This window comes from Bartonella sp. OC68QHHN (assembly GCF_042193875.1).
Classification (GTDB): domain Bacteria; phylum Pseudomonadota; class Alphaproteobacteria; order Rhizobiales; family Rhizobiaceae; genus Bartonella; species Bartonella grahamii_A.
In genome coordinates, this window is record NZ_JBHIME010000023.1 from 436,301 (window position 1) to 458,763 (window position 22,463).

16 protein-coding genes and 1 pseudogene are annotated in these 22,463 nt (G+C 36.1%); 7 read left to right on the forward strand and 10 right to left on the reverse strand.

Annotated features, from left to right (window positions below; genetic code table 11):
• From addB to ACFIJ0_RS04465, 4 genes and pseudogenes are all read right to left on the reverse strand, one after another.
• Positions 1-3,120, reverse strand: a complete 3,120-nt coding sequence (gene addB, locus ACFIJ0_RS04450; protein ID WP_375624798.1) for a double-strand break repair protein AddB — start codon at positions 3,118-3,120, stop codon at positions 1-3.
• A gap of 957 nt (positions 3,121-4,077) precedes the next feature.
• Positions 4,078-5,652 (reverse strand): peptide chain release factor 3, encoded by a 1,575-nt coding sequence (locus ACFIJ0_RS04455; protein WP_375624799.1) that lies wholly within the window; start codon positions 5,650-5,652, stop codon positions 4,078-4,080.
• Positions 5,652-7,313 (reverse strand): lysine--tRNA ligase, encoded by a 1,662-nt coding sequence (locus tag ACFIJ0_RS04460; protein WP_375624800.1) that lies wholly within the window; start codon positions 7,311-7,313, stop codon positions 5,652-5,654. The genes ACFIJ0_RS04455 and ACFIJ0_RS04460 overlap by 1 nt, the downstream gene beginning before the upstream one ends.
• Positions 7,314-7,720: 407 nt before the next feature.
• Positions 7,721-8,917: pseudogene (locus ACFIJ0_RS04465) on the reverse strand (argininosuccinate synthase).
• Positions 8,918-9,087: 170 nt separating this feature from the next.
• Between ACFIJ0_RS04465 and ACFIJ0_RS04470 the strand changes: the two are divergent.
• Positions 9,088-9,735 (forward strand): LysE family translocator, encoded by a 648-nt coding sequence (locus tag ACFIJ0_RS04470; protein WP_375624801.1) that lies wholly within the window; start codon positions 9,088-9,090, stop codon positions 9,733-9,735.
• A 762-nt stretch (positions 9,736-10,497) separates the two neighbouring features.
• Here ACFIJ0_RS04470 and rlmN read toward each other — a convergent pair.
• From rlmN to lptC, 6 genes are all read right to left on the reverse strand, one after another.
• On the reverse strand, positions 10,498-11,724 hold the full coding sequence (gene rlmN, locus ACFIJ0_RS04475; protein WP_375624802.1) for a 23S rRNA (adenine(2503)-C(2))-methyltransferase RlmN: 1,227 nt from the start codon (positions 11,722-11,724) through the stop codon (positions 10,498-10,500).
• A gap of 42 nt (positions 11,725-11,766) precedes the next feature.
• Entirely contained in the window at positions 11,767-12,270 is a 504-nt protein-coding gene (locus ACFIJ0_RS04480; RefSeq protein ID WP_375624917.1) for an invasion associated locus B family protein, read from the reverse strand.
• 1,495 nt (positions 12,271-13,765) lie between these two features.
• The gene (ptsN, locus tag ACFIJ0_RS04485) at positions 13,766-14,230 is read right to left on the reverse strand and encodes a PTS IIA-like nitrogen regulatory protein PtsN (protein WP_375624803.1); all 465 of its coding nucleotides are present in this window, start codon (positions 14,228-14,230) and stop codon (positions 13,766-13,768) included.
• A 912-nt stretch (positions 14,231-15,142) separates the two neighbouring features.
• Positions 15,143-15,937: an LPS export ABC transporter ATP-binding protein gene (gene lptB / locus ACFIJ0_RS04490; RefSeq protein WP_375624804.1), complete on the reverse strand. Its 795-nt coding sequence runs from the start codon at positions 15,935-15,937 to the stop codon at positions 15,143-15,145.
• Positions 15,938-15,943: 6 nt separating this feature from the next.
• Positions 15,944-16,540, reverse strand: coding sequence for an LptA/OstA family protein (locus ACFIJ0_RS04495; protein ID WP_375624805.1), 597 nt, complete (start codon positions 16,538-16,540; stop codon positions 15,944-15,946).
• Between the two features lie 72 nt (positions 16,541-16,612).
• The gene (lptC, locus tag ACFIJ0_RS04500; protein WP_375624806.1) at positions 16,613-17,257 is read right to left on the reverse strand and encodes an LPS export ABC transporter periplasmic protein LptC; all 645 of its coding nucleotides are present in this window, start codon (positions 17,255-17,257) and stop codon (positions 16,613-16,615) included.
• 184 nt (positions 17,258-17,441) lie between these two features.
• Here lptC and ihfB point away from each other — a divergent pair, with 184 nt between their 5' ends.
• The 6 genes from ihfB to ACFIJ0_RS04530 all read left to right on the forward strand — a co-directional run bounded on the left by ihfB (position 17,442) and on the right by ACFIJ0_RS04530 (position 22,369).
• Positions 17,442-17,720, forward strand: a complete 279-nt coding sequence (gene ihfB / locus ACFIJ0_RS04505; protein ID WP_012754445.1) for an integration host factor subunit beta — start codon at positions 17,442-17,444, stop codon at positions 17,718-17,720.
• Between the two features lie 7 nt (positions 17,721-17,727).
• Positions 17,728-18,024 (forward strand): lipopolysaccharide assembly protein LapA domain-containing protein, encoded by a 297-nt coding sequence (locus ACFIJ0_RS04510; RefSeq protein WP_375624807.1) that lies wholly within the window; start codon positions 17,728-17,730, stop codon positions 18,022-18,024.
• Positions 18,025-18,196: 172 nt separating this feature from the next.
• On the forward strand, positions 18,197-19,129 hold the full coding sequence (locus ACFIJ0_RS04515) for a class I SAM-dependent methyltransferase (protein WP_375624808.1): 933 nt from the start codon (positions 18,197-18,199) through the stop codon (positions 19,127-19,129).
• A 2-nt stretch (positions 19,130-19,131) separates the two neighbouring features.
• Positions 19,132-19,986: a TrmH family RNA methyltransferase gene (locus tag ACFIJ0_RS04520; RefSeq protein WP_375624809.1), complete on the forward strand. Its 855-nt coding sequence runs from the start codon at positions 19,132-19,134 to the stop codon at positions 19,984-19,986.
• Positions 19,976-20,479, forward strand: a complete 504-nt coding sequence (gene lspA, locus ACFIJ0_RS04525; protein WP_375624810.1) for a signal peptidase II — start codon at positions 19,976-19,978, stop codon at positions 20,477-20,479. The genes ACFIJ0_RS04520 and lspA overlap by 11 nt, the downstream gene beginning before the upstream one ends.
• 1,116 nt (positions 20,480-21,595) lie before the next feature.
• Positions 21,596-22,369: a Bax inhibitor-1/YccA family protein gene (locus tag ACFIJ0_RS04530; protein ID WP_375624811.1), complete on the forward strand. Its 774-nt coding sequence runs from the start codon at positions 21,596-21,598 to the stop codon at positions 22,367-22,369.
• Positions 22,370-22,463: the final 94 nt, after the last annotated feature.

Consider the following 22,463-nt stretch of genomic DNA (forward strand, 5'->3'; position numbering starts at 1 on the left):
TTACTCTTCTTTATGAAAACCACTTGACCATTCCCACAACCGAGCCAAATGGTCGTAGTCACCTTCATATCGTTTTGACATAGGGACAGCATGTGAGAGATAGCCTTGTTGTGGATTTTGATAATAAGTTATGAGTGTGATAAGATTTTTCCATGCATTTTCACCAAGATTAACAGCACTTAGGTGAGTTTTTTCGTCTTTTTTCTTTAAAAGAATTGATTGGGATTTAATTTCACCTTTTCTGTTAAGGGGAATGTAAAATAAATTTGAGGGAGTAAAATCTTTAAAATCTGGGAATCCCCCTTGTATGAGTAAAGCTGTTTCTAAAGCCAATTGCGGAAATAATAATTCACGAACTTGTTTTGATGAAGGAGGAGTTCCGGTTTTGAAATCTAGAATTTCAACCGTTTTATCTGGCAAAACATCAAGACGATCAGCACGTCCTGAAAGGGTTACCCCTGTTGTTCCTATAGGGATTTTTTGTGATACCACTTCCGAATATCGCTCTCGTAGTCCTAAACTTTGTTCCCATTGAATAAGGCGTGGAGCAAGATTTTCAAAACTATTCCACCAAATTACTTCAATATCATATGGAAAATTGAATTTATCAAACTCTTTACGTCCAATAGCAAGCAGCACATTGAGTGCATTTGCAGCATTTGGATTTTTTATTTGTGTGCAAAAAGCTGCAAGAATAGCGTGATAAAGTGTTCCACGTTCTGAAGCGCCAGGATCATAAATAAGTTCTTTAAGTGGTTTTAGCCGTAAGATTTTTTTAGCATAAATAGCATAAGGATCATACCGCAATGTTTCTATTTCAGTGACTGAAAAATGACGCGGGCGTATGTTAAGAGGTGGAGCAGGGCAAGGACGTTCCACCTCAGAAGTTATACTTGTATGATCAAGCATCTTTGTCCAATGGCGTAATATTTCACCTCGTGCACGGATTTTTTTCCAAACCTGTTTTCCTACAACTGTTTCCATGCGTTGTAGCCAGCGTGAAGGAATGGAAGGTGTATGATTAACACGCAATGCGCGACTCATCACCACTTTATCCATTCCCATCGCCCATTGAAAATCATGCGCGGAAAGACCAATACGCTGCTCTGGTGGTTCCAGAGTTAACATCATTTTCATCGGTCGCGATAAAAAAGCATCATTTCTGGTTGTTATCGGCCATGACCCTTCATTAAGACCGCCGATGACCACTGTATCAACCGTTTGCAAACGTGATTCCAAAGTACCCCAGATAAATAAACGTGGATGTCCTCCAGGCGAAGGTGTGACGGAACGGGTAGCTATTATGGCAGAAAACATAGCGGGCCATTCGCAAAGATGAAATGTTAATCCTGATTGATCACTGACCAATTCACGTAAAAATTTTGATAGGGATTGTCCTGCTTCGTGTTGATAAAGATGTGCAAGAGAATTATCCTGACTGCGACCAAAATTTTCAAAAACCTCAACAGTTGCTATCGCAGCTTCATTGATGGTGCATTCTTTCTCTTGTTTCATAAGAGATGTTAAAGGTTCAACAGCTTTCCTCAAAAGATGACAAAGGAAACGTGCTTCTTCACATTTCTGTTGATCAAGAGCGTTGATTTCAGAATTATTATGAAAGTATGTTTCAATCCATTTTTCAAGAAATTGATCACATTCGCAAAGATTGATGCGCCCTGTATTCCCTCGAAGAATAAAAAGTTCAAAATTTTCTGCCATTTCGCGTAAACGATGACGGTTTTGTTGGAGTGTTGTCAGTGGATGTTTAAGAAGAGAAAGAAAAGCAATGGGATCATCGGATTGTAACACATTTTCTAGGATAAGTCGTAAGAGAGTTACAGGCAATGTTTGTGCAAGTGGTGTTCCGCCTGAATCATTTGCTTCAATTCCAAATCGCTGTAATTCCACAGCAACACGGCGTGCTAAATTACGGTCATTTGTAATAAGGGCCGCAGTTTTTTGGGGTTCTTCAATAGCTTTGCGTAAGGTAATAGCTATAGCGAGAGCTTCTTCACGTTCATTTATAGCTTCAATAAATGACCAATCTGCACAAAGACGTTCATAATCATCACGGACAATTTGTATCCATTTATCTGTTGTAGAAGCTGGTCGGAGTGCTTCTGATAAAAGAGCCATTCGTTTTTTCTTTGTTATACTTTGTTGGCCAATTTCGCAAACATGATAACGTTGACACTCCATGAGAGTTAGAAGTTTTTTTAAATGATATTGAGGATGGCTAAAAACATTTTCTGCATGATCAAAAAAATCACAAGCTGTTTTTTCTTTATTGCTTGTGCTTAGTGCATTCCATTGATCTTCATCCATATGAAGATCAAGGCCAGGAAGAACAACAGCCCCTTTTGGCAGAGAAGCTATAACCTTTAAAAGATGAGAAACTGCGGGCATAGAACCTGACACACCAGCTGCAATGATCGGTTTATCAGGCAGCACACGTCGTAAAGTCTCTGCATGCATTGTGAGTGCTTGATTACGCCATTCAGCTGGATTACTTCGTTGTTTTTCTGTCAAGATTTTTGGCCAATTTTGCGTAACAATAGTCAAGAAATCGAGCGTTATTTGCCACCATTCAGCAACCATATCAGGTGCAATATTTTTAAGTTTTGACCAGTCTGCTCCTTCTGTTTCAATTTCGTCCATCAAGTGTGCTAAATCTTGCGCAAGCCAAATCGCATCAGCACTATGAGCTGGTGTAAGCACATCTTCTGTACCAAACATGGCACGCAGATGCGCAGGTAAATTTTCACGCCAAGGACGGATAAGGCGCGCTAAAAGTAAAAGACGTTCACTTTCTCCAATAGGTGGATTCAGAGCGCTGGTATGATTTTCAACAAAAAGGAAACTGTCTTCATCTACATCTCCTAGAGCACGAATGGTTGGCAAGAATGTTGATTGTGTATCACTTCTTTCAACAAAGGCTAAACGCAAAGCACGAGCAGCACGACGTGTCGGAACATAAATAAGGCTATCAGCAAGGGCGGTTTGAATATCTCCACTTGAAGCGAAATTATCAATAAGGCTACCAGAGAGTAGTGCATCAACAAAGTGAGGCAAAAAAGCAGTTCCCGGAGAAATAGAAAAGACACGCGGTTTATAGGTCATATGATCTCGTATTTGGGATAACAAATTTCAGTTTATTGATTATTTGTATTATTTTTACTGTATACAATATTTATACAAGGAAAAACTGAAAAGCTATATTTATACAGCAGATTTTTTAGTTTAAATTTAAAAAATATTGAAATAAATTATATGTCTTAAGTCATCGCGAAAAAATATATAAATTTTTTCTGATATTTTTCAACGTAGAATTGGCTACAGTTTATTCTCTAACCAAAATAGATAATATAAAAATAAATATTAAAGTTTTAAAAGGTGCTAGGGATACCAATGCATTGTAGCTCTTTGAATATAATAAATAAATTTACCACATTCTTTATACAGTGCAATCTGAAAATATCCTTTAAATACTCCATCATTTCAGAAAAAAATAGATATCATGATATTGCAAAATTTAAAAAATCAGTTTCATAAATAATATTTTCGAATCCCATAAAAAGCTTGGAAAAAAATAATAACATTTCCACCTTTCACAGCGAAAATAGATTACTTTAATGGAGAGAGTTTTGCAAAAGTTTATCGTGCAAGCCCCTAATCTTGCTAGGATCACATCCCTTATGCAAAATAGAATGCCCAAAAATATCATTATGTTGCAATTTTATATGTTTGTTTTTAAAGAAACATTTTTTATTGTACTTGAGCATACTGCGTAATGTCGTCCCGTAAATAATATAGACGAATAGTATAACGTAAACTTCCGTGAATGGGATAAGATACATCACACACCACCATCATCACTTTTTACCCTCACCTAATATTTTGAAAGCTCTTGGCTATAGAGAAGTTTTATAAGAGGCATTGTATTTTTTGCTTCAAGTGTTTTACGCACACACCAATCCTACTTATGACGTGCAAACAAATGATTTTGATTGTTTCAATATAAAAAACGATAAATTATCATTATAAGTAAAATTATTGTAGAAAAGATTTTTCTTTATTTTAAGAGCGTACTTGATAATCTTTAAAAGCAGAAAATTTTATTTTAGGAGCTCTTTCTGCCTCATAATTCAATGAAAAATCGTTCTCCGCTAAAAAAACTGGTTCACCTTCTAAATCATACGCAATAGCAGAGCGGTGATTGCTGAGAAACTTTTGCAACTCATCTTTGCTCTGCGCTGAAATCCAACGGCATAAATTAAAGCGCGCAGACTCAAAATTTACTGGCAAAGAATATTCTATTTTTAATCGTTCTTTTAAAACATCAATTTGCAAAGCACCAATAACACCAATGAGAGAAGGCGACCCATCATCAGGAATAAACAATTGTACAACCCCTTCTTCAGCCATTTGTTGCAAAGCTTCTTTGAGCTTTTTTGCTTTCATTGGATCGCCCAAACAAACACGACGCAAAATCTCTGGTGCAAAATTTGGCACTCCCCTAAAGAGGATATCTTCTCCTTCAGTCAAAGTATCGCCAATACGCAATGTTCCATGATTAGGAATCCCTACGATATCACCAGCATAGGCTTGATCAGCAATTTGGCGCGAACGCGCAAAGAAAAATTGTGGAGCCGAAAGCGTCATTGGTTTTCCTGTTCGAACCAACTTTGTCTTCATACCACGTTCAAGTGTTCCCGAACATACCCGAAAAAATGCAATACGATCACGATGATTAGGATCCATATTCGCTTGAATTTTAAAAACAAATCCCGTCATTTTAGGTTCAGTTGCTATGACATTGCGCTGATCTGCACTTTGGTCACGAGGACTTTGACCAAAATCAATAAGCGCATTAATCAAATCACGAACACCAAAATTTCGTAAAGCTGAACCAAAATAAACCGGAGTCATATGACCTTCACGGAAAGCTTGAAGATCAAAATTCTTGCAAACACTTTGAGCGAGTTCTACCCCTTCAATAAAAGGTGAACGTTGATATTCAGGAAGTAAATGGACAACCTCTTTGGGATTTGAAACTATCCTCTGTGTTATCTCATCATCTTTTTGACGAAAACGATTATGATGAAGGTCATAGGTACCAACAAAATCTTTACCCATACCAATTGGCCATGTTATAGGCGCGGTATCAAGAGCAAGCTTTTCTTCAATTTCATCTAAAAGCTCTATAGGATCACGTGCCTCACGGTCCATTTTATTGATAAATGTAACAATAGGAATATCCCGCATCCGACACACTTCAAACAATTTTAATGTTCTAGGCTCAATCCCGCGGGCCCCATCCAACACCATGACAGCACTATCAACGGCTGTGAGAGTGCGATACGTATCATCCGCAAAGTCCTCATGTCCTGGAGTATCTAGGAGATTAAAAATATGATTTTCATATTCAAACGTCATCACCGAAGTCACAACGGAAATACCACGATCACGCTCAATATTCATCCAATCAGAACGGGTTTGAATATGATCTTTTTTGGCTTTTACTTCTCCTGCAAGTTGAATAGCACCACCAAACAATAAAAGCTTTTCTGTCAATGTTGTTTTCCCCGCATCTGGGTGTGCAATGATCGCAAATGTACGGCGTCGCTTTACTTCTCGCACTCTCTTTTCCATTATTCCTCCACAGGACGTGCAAGCGCTTCAGCAATCAGTGCACGCATTTCATTAATCCCATAAAGCGCTATAAATGATCCCCATCGTGGACCTCGCTCTTGTCCCAGAAGGACTTCATACAACATTTGAAAAAAAACATTGGAAACACCAGGGCCACCTTCAGGGCTTTTTTTGCTATGATCTTGATAGCGTTCCGTTAACCGTGCAACATCAAGAAGCATATTTTGTAGCATGTTGCCATCAACAGTTTCAGGTAAATTAGCTAATTTTTCATCAATTTGTGCTAATGTTGCTCGTTCGCTATCATCTGGTATACGAAATTTCTTGTTTGGTTTAACAAAAAAATCAAAATATTTAATGGCAAACTTCACCAATTGATCAAGTTCTGGATAAGTTTGTGCATTTGCTCCTTTAGCGTAACGGGAGATAAAACCCCAAAGAACTTCTGCATTCTCCGCATTTGAAGCACTTACCAAATTTAAAAGCATCGCAAAGGATACAGGCAAATCAACCTGCGGTGGACAACCATTATGAATATGCCATACAGGATTATTAAGCCGCTCTTTCCATTCTTGGCGACCATAGGCTGAAAGATGCGCATAATATTCATCAACCGCTTTTGGAATGACATCAAAATAAAGCCGTTTTGCTGTTTTAGGCTTTGAAAACATATAAAGACCTAAACTCTCTGTTGGGGCATAAGTAAGCCATTCATCAATGGTTAAGCCATTTCCCTTGGATTTAGAAATTTTCTGCCCTTTCTCATCTAAAAAGAGCTCATAGTTGAATCCTTCTGGGGACTTCCCACCTAATACTTTACAAATTTTAGAAGAAAGATTTGTGGAATCGATAAGGTCTTTTCCTGCCATTTCATAATCAATGCCAAGCGCTGTCCAACGCATTGCCCAATCTACCTTCCACTGACACTTAACCTTGCCCCCCGTAATCTCTGTTTCTATGGTTTCTCCTGTTTCTGGTTCGATATAAGTAACTGTACCTTTTTCAACATTACGCGCAATCATCGGTACCTGTAATACTTTTCCAGAAAAGGGAGAAATCGGTAAAAAGAGCGAATAGGTCGCTTGCCGTTCTGCACCCAATGTTGGTAAAATAATTGCCATAACCTTGTCATAACAGGCAAGGATTTTCAAAATTGTTTCATCAAAACGACCAGAATTGTAATAATCCGTAGCACTTGCAAATTCATAATCAAAACCAAAACGATCAAGGAAAGCCCGTAACCGCGCATTATTCGCTGCCCCAAAAGAAGGATAATCATCTCCAAAAGGGTCGGGTACACGGCTCAACGGTTGACCAAGATAATGTTCCATGCTTTCGCGATCAGGCACATTCTCAGGAACCTTGCGCAAACCATCCATATCATCAGAAAAACAAAGCAATTTTGTTTTTACTTTATTCTCCGTAAGAATATTAAATGCATGACGCACCATGGTTGTACGTGCAACTTCCCCAAAAGTTCCAATATGCGGTAAACCAGAAGGTCCATAACCTGTTTCAAATATCACACTGTCTGGATAACCCGTCTTTTCATACCGTTTGATAATCTTACGTGCTTCTTCAAATGGCCAAGTTCTCGATTGAGAAGCCGCATCTTTTAATTCAGGCGTAAGGTTAAGGGTATCACACTGATCACGCATCATTATTTATCCTAAAAATTACACTCTTTCAAAATAGGGTGTATGGTTCTTGAATTTATTCGTCAATAATAGCAAGCAAAAAGATGAAAATTTCTTTACACTCTTAAGTCACAATACAAAAAGTGCCTTCGCTATAAACATATTTTGTTCTGATAAAAATCGAAAACATTCAATACTATAAAGCAAAATTGACTTGTTTTGATTATCGGAGCCTTCATTGCTATTATTATCATGGATTTTGCTTATTATACTGACTTAGTACAAAAGAGAAGCCTCTAACATTGGATGAAAGAACTGCAAAAACCAACAGATAAAAATGCTTAAGTTAGGCATTTCATACAGAAGCATTCCCCCTACTTTACACTTGTCACCGTAATTTTCTATTTTTTTGTCACCTTGATGACGCATTGCTAATGTAGAGCATTTAATTTAATAAAACCAGTTGTATCTCTTTGATCATAAGTACCTTGATCATCCTCGAAAGTTACCAACTAACTCAAATAAAATGATTTTTTACTTTGGCGCCCTTCAACAATCACGTTTCCTTTATAGAGTTTTAACGTGACTTCACCTTCAACATGTTCTTGAGATAAATCAATAGCTGCCTGCAACATCTTACCTTCTGGTGAAAACCAAAATCCATAATAAATGAGTTCTGCATAACGTGGCATCAATTCATCTTTCAAATGAGCTGCACCACGATATAGCGTTAAAGATTTTATAGCTCTGTGAGCCGTTAAAAGAATGATCTCCCTCCCTAGTGTTTTCATAAATACCCCGCGATTTCATATCCACAAAGCGATTTTCTACCAAATCTGACCGACCAATACCATTATCGCGCCCATAATGATTTAATTTTGCAAGTAAAGTTGTAGGAGGTAAATTTTTTCCATTGATTGAAACAGCATCACCTTTTTTAAAGCCAAGAGTGATTCTAGCTGCTTAATCTGGAGCATCTTCCACGGAAAAATTACGCATATGGACATATTCAGGAGCAGGAAGTGCTGGATCTTCTAAAATCTTTCCTTCTGATGAAGAATGCAATAAATTTTCATCCCCTGAAAAAGGCGCTTCGCCTTGCTTATCCTTTTTTACAGGAATTTGATGTGTACGAGCAAATTCAAACAGATCTGTCCAACTCTTAAAATCCCAATCACGCCATAGAGCAATAATCTTTATATCAGAATTAAGAGCATAAGCGGACAGCTCAAAGCGTACCTGATCACTGCCTTTGCCCGTTGCCCATGAGCAATTGCATCTACTCCTGTTTCCTTAGCAATTTCAATTAAACGTTTTGAAATAAGTGGGCGTGCAATTGATGTTCCTAAAAGATAAGTCCCCTTATAAACGGTATTGGCTCGAAACATCGGAAAAACAAAATCACGCACAAATTCTTCGCGCAAATCTTTAATGTAGATTTCTTTAACACCTAGAGCATTTCAGCTTTACGACGAGCAAATTCTAGTTCTTCCCCTTGCTCCAAATCCGCTGTAAAAGTTACAACTTCAACGTCTAGCGTACTTTGCAACCATTTGAGAATAATTGACCTATCCACTCCCCCCTGAATAAGCCAAAACAACTTTTCTAATATTTTGCCACTTCTTCATTTCAAAGTTCTATATGAGCTGCTCTTTTATTTCTACCCAAAAATCAAAACAATGTAAGAAATATAAAAATAAATTCTCTTTAAGCAACATTAAAAAGACGCAAAAAACGTAAATAAAAACGCTTTAGAGTGTCAATAATGAATACTGCTTAAAAATAAAAGGAAATTTACGTGTCATTTCTACCGGAGTGGTCTATTGTTGTACAATTTGCTTTAGCATCGTTGATTTTAGCACTTATTCCAGGACCTGATATGATGCTTTCTTTAGAACGAACCATTACACAAAGCAAAAAAGCTGGAATTATGTGTGCCTTGGGTAGTGCAACAGGGTTTGCCATTCAGGTTACCGCTGTAGCACTTGGCTTATCAGCGCTTGTTTTTGCTGCGCCACACACTTTTATTCTTCTAAAAATTGTTGGCGCCTTTTATCTTTTATGGTTTTCCTTTCAAGCATTACGGAGAAATTCGACATTTTCCTTTGAACAGACATCTTCTAAATCTCAAAGCGCTAAACGTAACTATCTTGTTGGTATTGGAATTAATCTTTTAAATCCTAAAGTTATACTCTTTAACGCGACATTCTTACCACAATTTATCAATGCGAATGATCCTATGGCAACACAAAAGCTACTCTTTTTAGGACTCTCTTATATCCCTATTTCTTTTCCCATTACAATTTCTATCATTTTTACAGCGCATAAACTTACCAAAATTCTCAAGAAAAATCCTCTTTATATTCGCTTTCTCGACTGGCTTATTGCTGGTACTTTTACTACTTTTGCTCTCCATCTCCTTATAGTTACAAACATTGATTTATAAATGTAATTTATCGTTTTTAATTTAAATGAGAACCCAAATATTGTAGGATTCTCTCATTTCAAACCTGTTTATATTGAATCAAACAATATCTTTCCCTTGTATGTTATAAGCGCATCGGGAGTTTTCGTATGTATAAAACTATCTAAAAAATACCTCTTATGAACCATCTTAAGTGCCAAAGGCTTTACAATATTGGGAGTTGAAAAATAAAATGGTGGTACCAACTTAGCACCTTTATTAAATGTAAAGGTGGGGTAATATCATAATTTTATAGAGGCTTTTGTTTTATACTCTTCACAAGCATTGTCATGAAATGGGAAGTGCATTAAAAAATACTTTTTTAAAAACATATCAATAGACAATACTATGGTATTTATATTTTAGATACTCCGCTTTGTGTGAGTCCTAATCTTGTTAAAAAACGTAACAAACAAAAGAGTGAGACAATGCACAATCCCCACTTTTTAAAAGATATTACCGTAGATGCTTTTAAAAGTCACAAAATAGAATTAGAGGGTATGATAATAAGGTGGAAATTAGTTAAGACCCTTAAAACTTCACATTCCCTCTAAATGAGGTTCCTCCTCATTTCAGAGATTACGCAAACAGATTGCTATATACAATATTTTCCCCTCATTTATCATATAAAAGCTGAGACTGTTCGTCTAGCACTTATCCATCTTAATCTCTGTCTCACACATTCTATTATATGCTAATTTACTGAAAAAACATAGGCTTTAATATCACTGAAAGTTGCATTAACTAATGACCAATGGCATTTTCAAGTCGCAAACGTTCAGATTTCCGTAAACGCTCTGAAGCTGATTTAAGTTGTCCACATGCCGCTAAAATATCGCGTCCACGCGGTATCCGAATAGGAGAAGCATAGCCCGCTTGATTAACGACATCAGCAAAACGCTCGATTTGCTCCCAATCAGAACACTGATAATTACTCCCTGGCCACGGATTAAAAGGGATTAAATTGATCTTAGCAGGAATCCCTTTCAATAACCGAATCAATCGCTTAGCATCATCTAAACTATCATTGATATCTTTCAGCATAACATATTCAAAAGTGATTCGTTTTGCATTGGAAAGACCAGGATAATTACGGCAAGCCTCCAGTAATAAAGAAAGTGGATATTTTTTATTAATGGGAACAAGCATATCCCTTAATGTATCGTGTACTGCGTGGAGTGAAATCGCCAACATAACACCAATTTCTTCTCCGGTTCGGATAATTCCAGGAACAACCCCACTGGTTGAAAGCGTAATCCGACGTTTTGATAAAGAAAGCCCATCACCATCAGAAGCAATCAATAAAGCTTTTTTAACAGCTTCAAAATTATAAAGAGGTTCTCCCATCCCCATCATAACAATATTGGTAATTTTGCGACCTTCAATGGGAACTATTGCCCCATCAGGGGTATTTTTATCAGGAAAATCACCCAAACAATCACGTGCAACCAATAATTGTGCCAAAATTTCTTCTGCGGTCAAATTGCGAACAAGCATCTGTGTTCCCGTATGGCAAAAAGAGCAAGTTAACGTACACCCTACTTGCGATGAAAGACATAAAGTACCACGTCCTTCTTCAGGGATATAAACCGTTTCAATTTCAACAGGCCTTCCAGCCCCACGTGCAGGAAAACGTAAGAGCCATTTACGCGTACCATCTTTTGATATTTGTTCTCCAACAATTTCTGGGCGCGCAATGGAGAAATGACACTTAAGTGTTTCTTGCATTGCTTTAGAAATATTCAGCATCTCATCAAAATTTGAAACACCACGCACATAAAGCCAATGCCAAAGCTGACGCACACGCATACACGTTTGATTCTCTGGTACACCAACCGTCTTTAAAGCTTGCACCATTTCATCTTGCGACAAACCAATTAAAGATAGCTTAGAACTCTCCTTTACGACCACATTATCTGTTTCTCGCGCAAAACATGAACCAACTGGTCTAAGGTCATAGGAAACGGCCATTGCTTTCCAATTCACATCACTATTTTAGAAATTATCGAAACCTTAATGGCATTTTTGAGCTGCATTTAATGCAGCAGTGACCCCTTTTAAGGAATAAGTATAAGTGGTATGTGTTCCTCGTTTTGATATCGCTTTCACTGTCATATTGCTTCCAGCACGCATAGCAGAAACAAGCTGCTTTTCTAGCTCTGATGACGCCAACCAAGCTGAGGAATCTTTCGTGAAAAAATCAAAGTCCTTACCTCCAATGGTCACTGTCACTCTCGACCCTTCTTGAAGGGTATAACCAGCCATAAACTGCGGTTCAAATGAAATAGGTGAATGAGAACGCTTGGTAACCAAGAAAAAGTTATCACCATGATTAACTGTCGTTGGAAGAGCCTTCAAAGGTACCGATAACACATAGCAAATCGTATTTTTGGACGATTTATAAGAATAGGCTCCCCACGCTTCAAATTGATTTAAACGGCTTGGCGTTTGTGCATATGCTACTCCTGCTGTAACAAGAACCATTACAGATGCAGCAATAACAGTCTTTTCAAACATCTTCATTTAACTCACTTCTTTAGTCTCTAACAAGATTCTCTTCATTGGAAAAATTCAACAAAAACTTCCCTATATTCATGTGTCATTGTCCTAATTCCTTCAATAAGCGAAATATTTTCACACTAATTAGAATAGGTTTCCACGTTTCATTGTGACCTTTTAATCGTTACCAAAATATAAACTTCTTATTCAATAATCACATTAAAAAATAACATCTCATTTTACGCTACTCATTTCATCTTTGTATAAAAAACGATTTCTTTAAGTTATAGAAATTCAAAACGAGATGAAAATATACCATCACTCTGTTAAGAAATAAACCATACTCTTTATATTACAAGCAATCTGATATAAAATTTTGAAAATACACCCCATACTCCTCCCCCAAAAAGCTTCATCGTCTTGTGAACATTACTTCTCGACTTTATGCATTCAATACATTTATATTCGCAAAACACTCTACCTTTCACCCATTATAGTGCATTCATACTTCGTATTCAATATAGCCCCAATAACACTTTTTCTAAATCTTCAAAATATCTTGCAAAAATAATAAAGTATTATCAATATATTAATAATAAAACATAAAGAATTTAGATTCTATCTCAATAATCACATACAACTTTGTTTCTTTTGATCTTATTTCCCTATATATTTCATCTCCAATTGTTAATTTCTAAAATGATTTTAGTAGCTTATAATAGCCTAATCGTATTATTTTATGTATTAGACGATATTTTTCTTTCTGTTATAAAAAACTCCTTAAGAACTCTTTTGGAAAGTTTCCTTATCTTATTTCTAAGTAATTTATAAACAAAAATATAAAACCTTTTTCTACAGCAATTCTAACCTTATCGTTTTTTTAACAACATTCTAATCAATTAAAGTGGATCTGAATAAATCTTCCCATGCACAAAGCTCTTTCACCCAATCTAAAGCTATAATTTTCATTTTTACCGTACAAAATTGTTTTTTTAGCATGAGCTCTATACAGCAGCTGACATCTAAATCATATCTATAAAATAGTTGATCTCTTCCCTTGTGAAGAAATAAACTGGCGCCATTAAACTATTTTCTAGCTCCCAATGTTTTGCTACAATCCTCGATACTTGAGACGATTCATAAGAGGCATTTTTACTCCTTTCTTGTACAGTTTTTATCCACACGCTAATTCCGTTTATAACGTGCAAAATAGTGAATTATATTTAAATCAATATCTTGCTATCCTGAGAATACAATATATCGCTTATTTCTTCTTGAGAATTAAAATATTATCTCTAAACACTCAAATTCAACTTACGAAAAAATTCAATGCACAGATAAACTTTCCTGTTGATTTCTTTCCGTTTTCAAAGGACGAAGCTTCTTAAGCCAATCTCGACTGAAAACAGTTTGGATTCTTTTAGAGCGCTCTCCTCTTGTCTTCCCACTTATGTGATTCACTTAACAAAAGGCTCTACAAACAAGTCCTGCTTAAGAATATTTAACATACCTTCTAAGCTGCATTTGATTCTGAAGTTTGAATCAGTAAAGCATAAAGCGCATTAGCATTATGCGTATTGCGCAATTTTTGCACAACATCAGTGTGACGCAAAACACGTGCGATCAGTGATAAAGCTTTTAAGTGATCTGCACCAGCGTTTTCAGGTGCTAAAAGGAGAAAAACGAGATCTATAGGTTCGTCATCGAGAGCTTCAAAATCAACAGGACTTTCAAGACGTGCAAATATACCAATAATCCGATTAATATCAGGTAATTTTCCATGAGGAATCGCAATACCTCCACCCAAACCTGTTGAACCAAGCTTCTCGCGTTGTAAAACAATATCAAAAATCACATGCTCACTAAGACCTGTTAACTTGGAAGCTTTTTCGGCTAAAATTTGTAGAACCTGTTTTTTCGAATTAGCCTTAAGAGCCGGAATAATCGCTTCCGGTGCTATTAACTCACTCAAATTCATACTTTAATTTTCCTCTTACACGCTCAAATGCTTATCAATAAACCTGTAAACGGTATAGATACTTAATGTTCTTTCACTTTTCGCAATATCGCATGTGTTTTTACTTTTCAATTTATAATGGGTGATGGTTCACTACATCTTATATCACTTTTAACACAACAATAAATAGTATTCGGATCCTCATTAACGGTATGAGAAAACAAAGAGATGAAGTTGTTCATAAAGTTAATTTCCTTACGACTCTAGAAAAGGTCATTATTCATAAATTTATTAAACTTGTCATAAGAGTTGATGTATAATTCGCCATCAGAGTTTTTCTTTCTTTAAAAATGAGTCCTTAAATTAAGATGAAAAGCATACTGAGAAAAATGGGACTTTACTTTGAAAATTACTGTATAGCTTGAACATTACCTTATAACAAGAATATAAAGGTTTTTGGGGATTTAATGATTATTTTAAAAATTTATAGATTTAGCCTGATATCTGCAGCCGAGCTCCTATTTTTAAATAGGCCATATAAACCAATAAAATACGACAACTCCTATTGAATAACCGCAATATATAACCGGTGCTCCCATCAAAATACCTAAAACAGCATAATCGATATATTATTTGATTCGACAGGGAAAAATATGATAAATATCTCTTACCTTTCAATAACACACGCATTGATTGAGAGCTTCGTTTACCACTCATTATCAAGTTAATCTAGTGATATCTTCTCTGTGATACAATCATGAGTAAGCTAAACTTATAAAACAACAAACTAACCCTTTAATGATGAAGCCTTTTTCACCACTCAATAAAAACATTCTAAGGTTATAGTCATAAAAGAAGTTTTGGCATAAATAAGGAAATTTTCAGTAATAATGTTTGGTTAAACTTAAATGGAAACTCGTGAAAGCTGTAAAATCAAAGAGAAAACTGATTTCCCAAATAAATTCTGCGTACATCAACGTTGTTGATAATATCATTAGGACAACCGTGAACTAACACCCTCCCTGTATGAATAATATAAGCGCGATCGACAAGCCCTAATGTCTCACGCACATTATGATCCGTTATTAAAACACCAATGCCACGCTGCGTTAAATGACGAATAAGTTGTTGAATATCGAAAATAGCGATAGGATCAATTCCTGCAAATGGTTCATCAAGTAACATAAAATGGGGACGAGAAGCTAAAGCGCGCGCAATTTCAAGTCGCCGACGTTCTCCTCCAGACAACGAAAGTGCAGACATTTTACGTAAATGATCAATTTTAAATTCATGTAAAAGGCTATCTAACTCTTCACGTTGTTTAAGGCGATCTTTTTCAACGATCTCTAAAACAGCTTTAATGTTATTTTCTACTGAAAGACCACGAAAAATAGAAGCCTCCTGTGGAAGATATCCAATACCTAAACGCGCACGTCGATACATCGGAAGATGCGTAATATCAAATCCATCAATTTTAATGGATCCTCCATCAGATTTTATGAGCCCCGTAACCATATAAAAACAAGTTGTTTTACCTGCCCCATTGGGACCTAAAATGCCAACGGCTTCTCCCGTACGAATGCCAAAAGAAACACCATTAACAGTTCGTCTTCCTCGATAAACTTTAATCAAATTACTGGCAATCAAGGTCCCTTTTAAGGGATTTTTTGAAGCTTCACTTTTAAGATTATACCTGTCGGTCTGCTTTTTTCTTTTGATTCCAAACATGAAATCTTAATGGCCATTCTTTTGATTTTGTTTTAAAATAATAGAAACACGACCTTTTTTCTTAGGCGTCTCACAACCTTCTAAAAAAGCCTTTCCGCTTTCCATATTTGCCGTTAGTTTGCACCCCGTGGCTACATTGTCACCATCAGTTAACACAACATGATTCCCTGTCAAACTCATCATTTTTGACTTTCCATCAAAAACGCCTTTATCACCCGTAGCAATTTGCGTAGCAATTTTTATATAAACTTTTCCTAAAGCTTCCATTTTTTGTATGCCCGACGAACCAAATAAAGAAACAGATGATACCTTTGTATCTTCCTTGTTTTTATCAATTTCTTTATATGCTTTATCATAGTAAACAACTAATTTTGCCGTTCTTAAAAGACGTTCACCTTGCACCACTGAAACATCACCCTTAAAAAGCGCTATCCCTTCTTTGTCACGTATTTCCAAAGAATCTGCATGAAGTTCTACCGGTTCTTTGTCGCTTGATAGACTTATTCCAAAATGGGCCCCTTCAGCATATCCTGAAACTGCTCCTCCTAACATTCCCATGCTAAAAGCCAAGGTCACACCTATCCATCTTTTATACGATTTCATTATTTCAATTCTTCTGTTTATATATATACTTCTCTTTATAAATATTCTTTAAAGATTCGTATTGATATTGCGTCATTGCTTTTGAAGCACTAAATGCACACCACCATGGAAATACATGTTTTTTCCTTTTTCTCGAATTTGTAAGGCATTTGCGGCAAGATGCAAACCGGCTTGCTGAATATTAACACGTTGATCTGTTTTTAACTGTCCCTTGGATAAGTTAATACTAGCTGACATAAATTGTGCTATCATCCCATCATTCGTCGTAATGGTGAATGGCTTTTTCAACTGTAAAAAACCATTAATGTTATCGTAAAATCCCCCTTGCGCTGCGAGAAAAACCTGTCTTTTTTGGCCCATAAATGCTTTAGCTGTAATGTTTTGCAACCCAATCATTCCAGAGTGTGTATGGTCTTGAAATGCTTTTTCTGCTTTAAGCCAATAAGGTTCATGAGCACGGGTATACCCTTCTAATTTTGGATTGAGCATCGTCAAATTCATCACACCACTTTCTTCATGATTCAAAGGCATAGAATCAGAAGTAACGGGAACCAAGAAAAACGTAAACCAGCAAAAAACCAGCGCTGAAATCAACGCTAAGAGAGGTAAAAAAAATTTTAATATGCTAATACGACGCGAATGACGGGATGCTTTTTTAAAAACATCTCCAAAAGATGATTGCGTTGAAAAGACTTCATAATGATTGTGTACGAACATACTCTCCTAATCTCTTAAATACTCTGCATTTTTAACCTGTATAACCTTTATAGAAGATATTTTCAAATTTTGTTTCTTGCAATTTGTTTTTTCTTGGTTTTATTTTGCTTTTATCCGTTTATATATTGTAATATGCATGAAGTGCACAATTACAAAAAAAAATTTGTGTGAAAGTGAGGCTATTGTGGTAAAATCAGAGCTTGTGCAAATTATCGCTCGTCATAACCCGCATCTTTTTCAACGGGATGTAGAGAATATTGTAAACGCTATTTTTGAGGAAATTTCAACAGCACTTGCAAATGGCAATCGCGTTGAACTTCGTGGATTTGGAGCTTTTTCTGTAAAAAGCCGTTCAGCCCGTAATGGACGTAATCCACGAACAGGTGAAGCCGTTTCTGTTGAAGAAAAGTGGATTCCTTTTTTTAAAACTGGCAAGGATTTACGCGACCGTCTTAATCAGTGAGAAACTTATGATAATTAAACGTATTCTTCTAACAAGTATCGGTGTGATTCTCGCAGCGTTTTTGATTGTTTTTATCGTAGCTAATCGTCAAATGGTTCCGTTAACCCTTGATCCTTTTCGAGCAAATTCTGAAAGTTTTACTTATCATGCTCCCCTTTTTATATGGCTCTTTATTTTCTTTGGTTTTGGTATTTTATTAGGAAATCTGATCAGTTGGTTTTCCTATCACAAATACAAAAAAGCTCTCAAAAAAAGTAAAGCCGAGATCGAGAAATTGAAAACGTCTATCACAAATCTGATGTAATGGTATTTTAATTAAATTTTTTCTCTCTGTATTTTATATTCAGTACAGAGTTAAAAGTGCTCTTTTTCTTTTTTTATACATGTTTTAACTGACTTTAGCTCTTTTGCACTATTACGAAACACTTAAGAGCTTTATAATATATTTTCTTACCTCATATACCGTGATACAAAACATGCTCGCACAATGCTTTCAATCTTCCCATAACAATAGATATCTGCAGGAAAAGTTGCCCCTTATTTTAGAAACAGGTATAAGTGAAAACTATGCTCTCATTGATTCTGGTCATGGACAAAAATTAGAACGTTATGGAGCTTACCGCATTATTCGACCTGAAGGTCAAGCACTATGGAAACCCGCTTTACCACGAAAACAATGGGCTGATGTTGATGCTATTTTCACAGGAAACCGTGATGAAGAAGGGGTTGGTCGTTGGCATTTTCCTAAAAAGCCACTTGATGAAACATGGCCTCTTTCTTGGAATGGATTATCTTTTCTAGGCCGTTTTACTTCCTTTCGTCATGTGGGGGTTTTTCCTGAACAAGATGCCCATTGGCGCTCTATGGAAGAACAAATTATTAAAGCCGAACGTCCTATAAAATTGTTGAATCTTTTTGGCTATACAGGTATTGCCTCTTTGATTGGGGCACGAGCGGGTGCGAATGTTACCCACGTCGATGCTTCTAAAAAAGCCATTGCGTGGGCAAAAGCTAATCAAGAAAGAGCAGGATTACCAAATCATTCTATTCGCTGGATTTGCGATGATGCTATGAAATTTGTCGAGCGTGAACTGCGGCGTAAGAAAAGCTATGATATGATTCTTCTTGATCCCCCTGCTTATGGGCGTGGACCCCATGGTGAAATTTGGCAACTGTTTGATCATTTACCCACTATGATCACAAATTGTCGTAAACTTCTCTCTGATAAACCGCTCTCTGTTGTCCTTACAGCTTATTCTATTCGTGCTTCCTTCTTTGCACTTCATGCTTTAATGCGTGATGCATTTGTAAATCTTGGTGGTACGGTCGAATCAGGAGAACTCATTTTGCGTGAAGAAGTTGCAGGACGTGCTCTTTCTACTTCTCTTTTTAGCCGTTGGATTGCTTGAAGATGTGTAGACCCAAAACTGGTAGAGTGAAAGAAATTACCTCTCTTAGCAACCCCATCATAAAAGATCTTAAAGCACTTAGCCAAAAGAAAAACCGTAATAGAGAAGGTCTTTTTATGGCAGAAGGATTGAAATTGGTCATTGATGCTCTCAACCTCGGCTGGACAATACAGACGCTTATTTTTTCTAAAAGTAAAATCGGTAATGCTGCTATCGAAAATACTGCCGCACGTGCTGTAGCCAACGGTGGTTTTGTTATTAAAGCCTCACAAAAGGTTATGGAATCACTTACCCGACGCGATAATCCACAAACAGTTATTGGTATTTTCAAGCAAAAATGGCACTCTCTTGAAATGATAAAAGGACAGATTAAAGATGTTTACATCGCGCTTGATCGTGTACGTGATCCCGGAAATCTTGGTACCATTATTCGAACTGCTGATGCTGTAGGTGCTAAAGGTGTTATTTTAATTGGTGAAACAACAGACCCTTTCTCACCTGAAACAGTCCGTGCAACCATGGGATCTATTTTCTCTGTACCACTTTATCGTTTTGATGAAAGCGCCTTTTTAAACTGGTCTGCTCACTTTAAAGGTATGATCGTTGGAACACATCTCAAAGGATCTCTGGATTATCGCACACTTGATTTCAAAAATGGCCCTATTATCCTTTTAATGGGAAATGAAAAACAAGGATTATCAGATCTTCTTACAAACCGGTGTGATAAACTTACGCGTATTCCACAAAGCGGACGTGCAGACTCGCTTAATCTAGCTGTAGCAACAGCTGTTATGCTTTATGAAATCCGTCGCCCTTATTTAATACTGGAACCATGTGAGGAAAAATATGATTCGTAAATCACTCCCTTTTCTTCTTTTTGGCTTGGCTTTTACAGTAGTACTTGATCAAGCTGTCAAATACTGGGTTATGCACAATATGCCTTTAGGAACAGAAATTTCGCTTATTCCTTTTCTTTCCCTTTATCATGTGCGTAATTCTGGCGTTGCATTTTCGTTTTTTTCTTCATTTTCTCACTGGGGAATCATTGCTATCACGATCATCGTGATTATCTTCCTTCTATGGTTATGGAAAAATACTGAATATAATAAGTCTTTAATGCGCTTTGGTCTTATTCTTATTATTGGGGGAGCAGTCGGCAATCTCATTGATCGTATTCGCTTTCATCATGTCACTGATTATATACTTTTTCATATTAATGATATTTTTTATTTTGCTATTTTTAACCTTGCAGATAGTTTTATCACTCTTGGTGTTATTGCCATCCTTATTGAAGAATTGCATACTTGGATGAAAGCAAAGCGTCATTCCAACAATACATCTTCTCATTGATATGCTCATTGCCTTAGAAAACAGAAATTATTGACCATCATAAGCCTGATAAATTGATTTTTCTTGGATAATTCTTGCAGCTAATCGTTTCTTTTATTTCTTTTCATAAAATTATAAAATCTTATTTTTCAACTTTACCTTTCTACACTTGCTCAATGCAAAAGAAATGAACTCAAATAGAAATCAATATTTTTTATCCGTGTGTCCTCTATCAAATTTAGAGAGAAAATATTTTACAGCATTTAAAGTTCTATTATGTGCTTAGAACATTTGCTTTTCGTATGTTTTTTTAGTTTTTACAGGTATTGTTTTTTACAGAGCCTTTCTTACAGTGATTCGTTAAAAAACTCTCCTTTTTATTTTATATATTGTTTAATAAAAAACATTTTTTCAACTATTTTCAATGGTTTCTTGTTAAATCAATCTATTGATTATAAATATAAATTACCGTTTTCATATTGAATAAAAGCCCTTAATAGCCCAAATCTCTTTTATTTGGAATCTGTTCATGTTGAACCCATTAAAACCATGTCTCTTGCAAGACACAATCAAGCCAATAATCTTGATTAATTTAATATAAACAGATTTGCAACTAGAGAATCTTACGATATTCGGAATATCATTTAGCATAAAAAAACAACTTATCATTATATATCAATATGTTATATAAAATTTTAATTCAATAGCTCTCCTAACCATACAAAACAGATGCAATATTGGAGGTTGAAAAATAGTGTGACGATACTTGCCGCTCTCCTCATAAACGCAAAAATAGTGGATATTTTATAAAGAATTGTATTACATAGTTTCTGTGAATAATAAAAAATATTCGATTATAGTCTTTTTATTTTGCAAAAATATGGTGAAAAATAGAAATATTTTTCATTAAAATGAACCATTTCCTTACCAATTTGTAAGGTTCCTTCTTCATATAAATCTCTTGTAATTTTTAAATAAATCTCCATAATAGGAGAAGATATGCTGGAATTCTGTTAGTGATTCTTAAGGGTTTTTGTATTTGCCCAATTAAGGCTTATGCCAAGCTTATCTGTGTAATGACAGAGATACTTTTAAAGCCCTATACCTGACAGAACATATGCTAAAGGATTTTATATTATGGCTAATTTTAAAAATTTACGTTCGGCGCCTACTTCTCATGCCGATGCATCAATTGATCTGGGATTGCGCGACTATATGTTGGGTGTCTACAATACAATGGCCATTGGTTTGCTTATTACAGCTGCTGCCGCTTATGCAATTGTATCATTAGCAACGACAACGGATATGAGCCAAGCAGCAGCTCAAATCAATAGCAGTGTTTATTTAACACCATTTGGAGTAACATTTTATAGATCGCCATTCTCTTATATTGTTATGTTTGCACCACTCATAGCAGTTTTATTCCTCAGTTTTAAAATTAATACATTGAGCACAAATGCTGCTCGTAGCCTCTTTTTTGGTTATGCTGCTCTGGTTGGTCTTTCACTGTCTTCAATCGTTTTGCGCTATACGACAGAAAGTGTTGTGCAAACCTTTGTCATTTCCGCCGCAACTTTTGGAGCTCTTTCACTTTATGGATACACAACAAAGCGTGATCTCACAGCAATTGGTTCATTTTTATTCATCGGATTGATCGGCTTGTTTCTTTCCATGATTGTGAACATTTTTCTTGGATCAAGTGCTTTGCAATTTGCTATCTCTGTGATTGGTGTTTTTATCTTTGCTGGTTTAACAGCCTACGATACTCAGAACATTAAGTTGATGTATTATGAAGGAGATGAAAGCGACACCAGAGGACGTAAAGTTATTATGGGCGCATTGAATCTTTATCTTGATTTCATCAATATGTTTGTCTTCTTGCTACAGTTTCTTGGCTCAAACCGTGATTGATTGCAAAAATCATAACTTAATTAAAGAACCTTGTTTCTAAAAGAGACAAGGTTCTTTTGTTTTTAGTGTAAGTCTTTACACTTTTCCTCTTAGG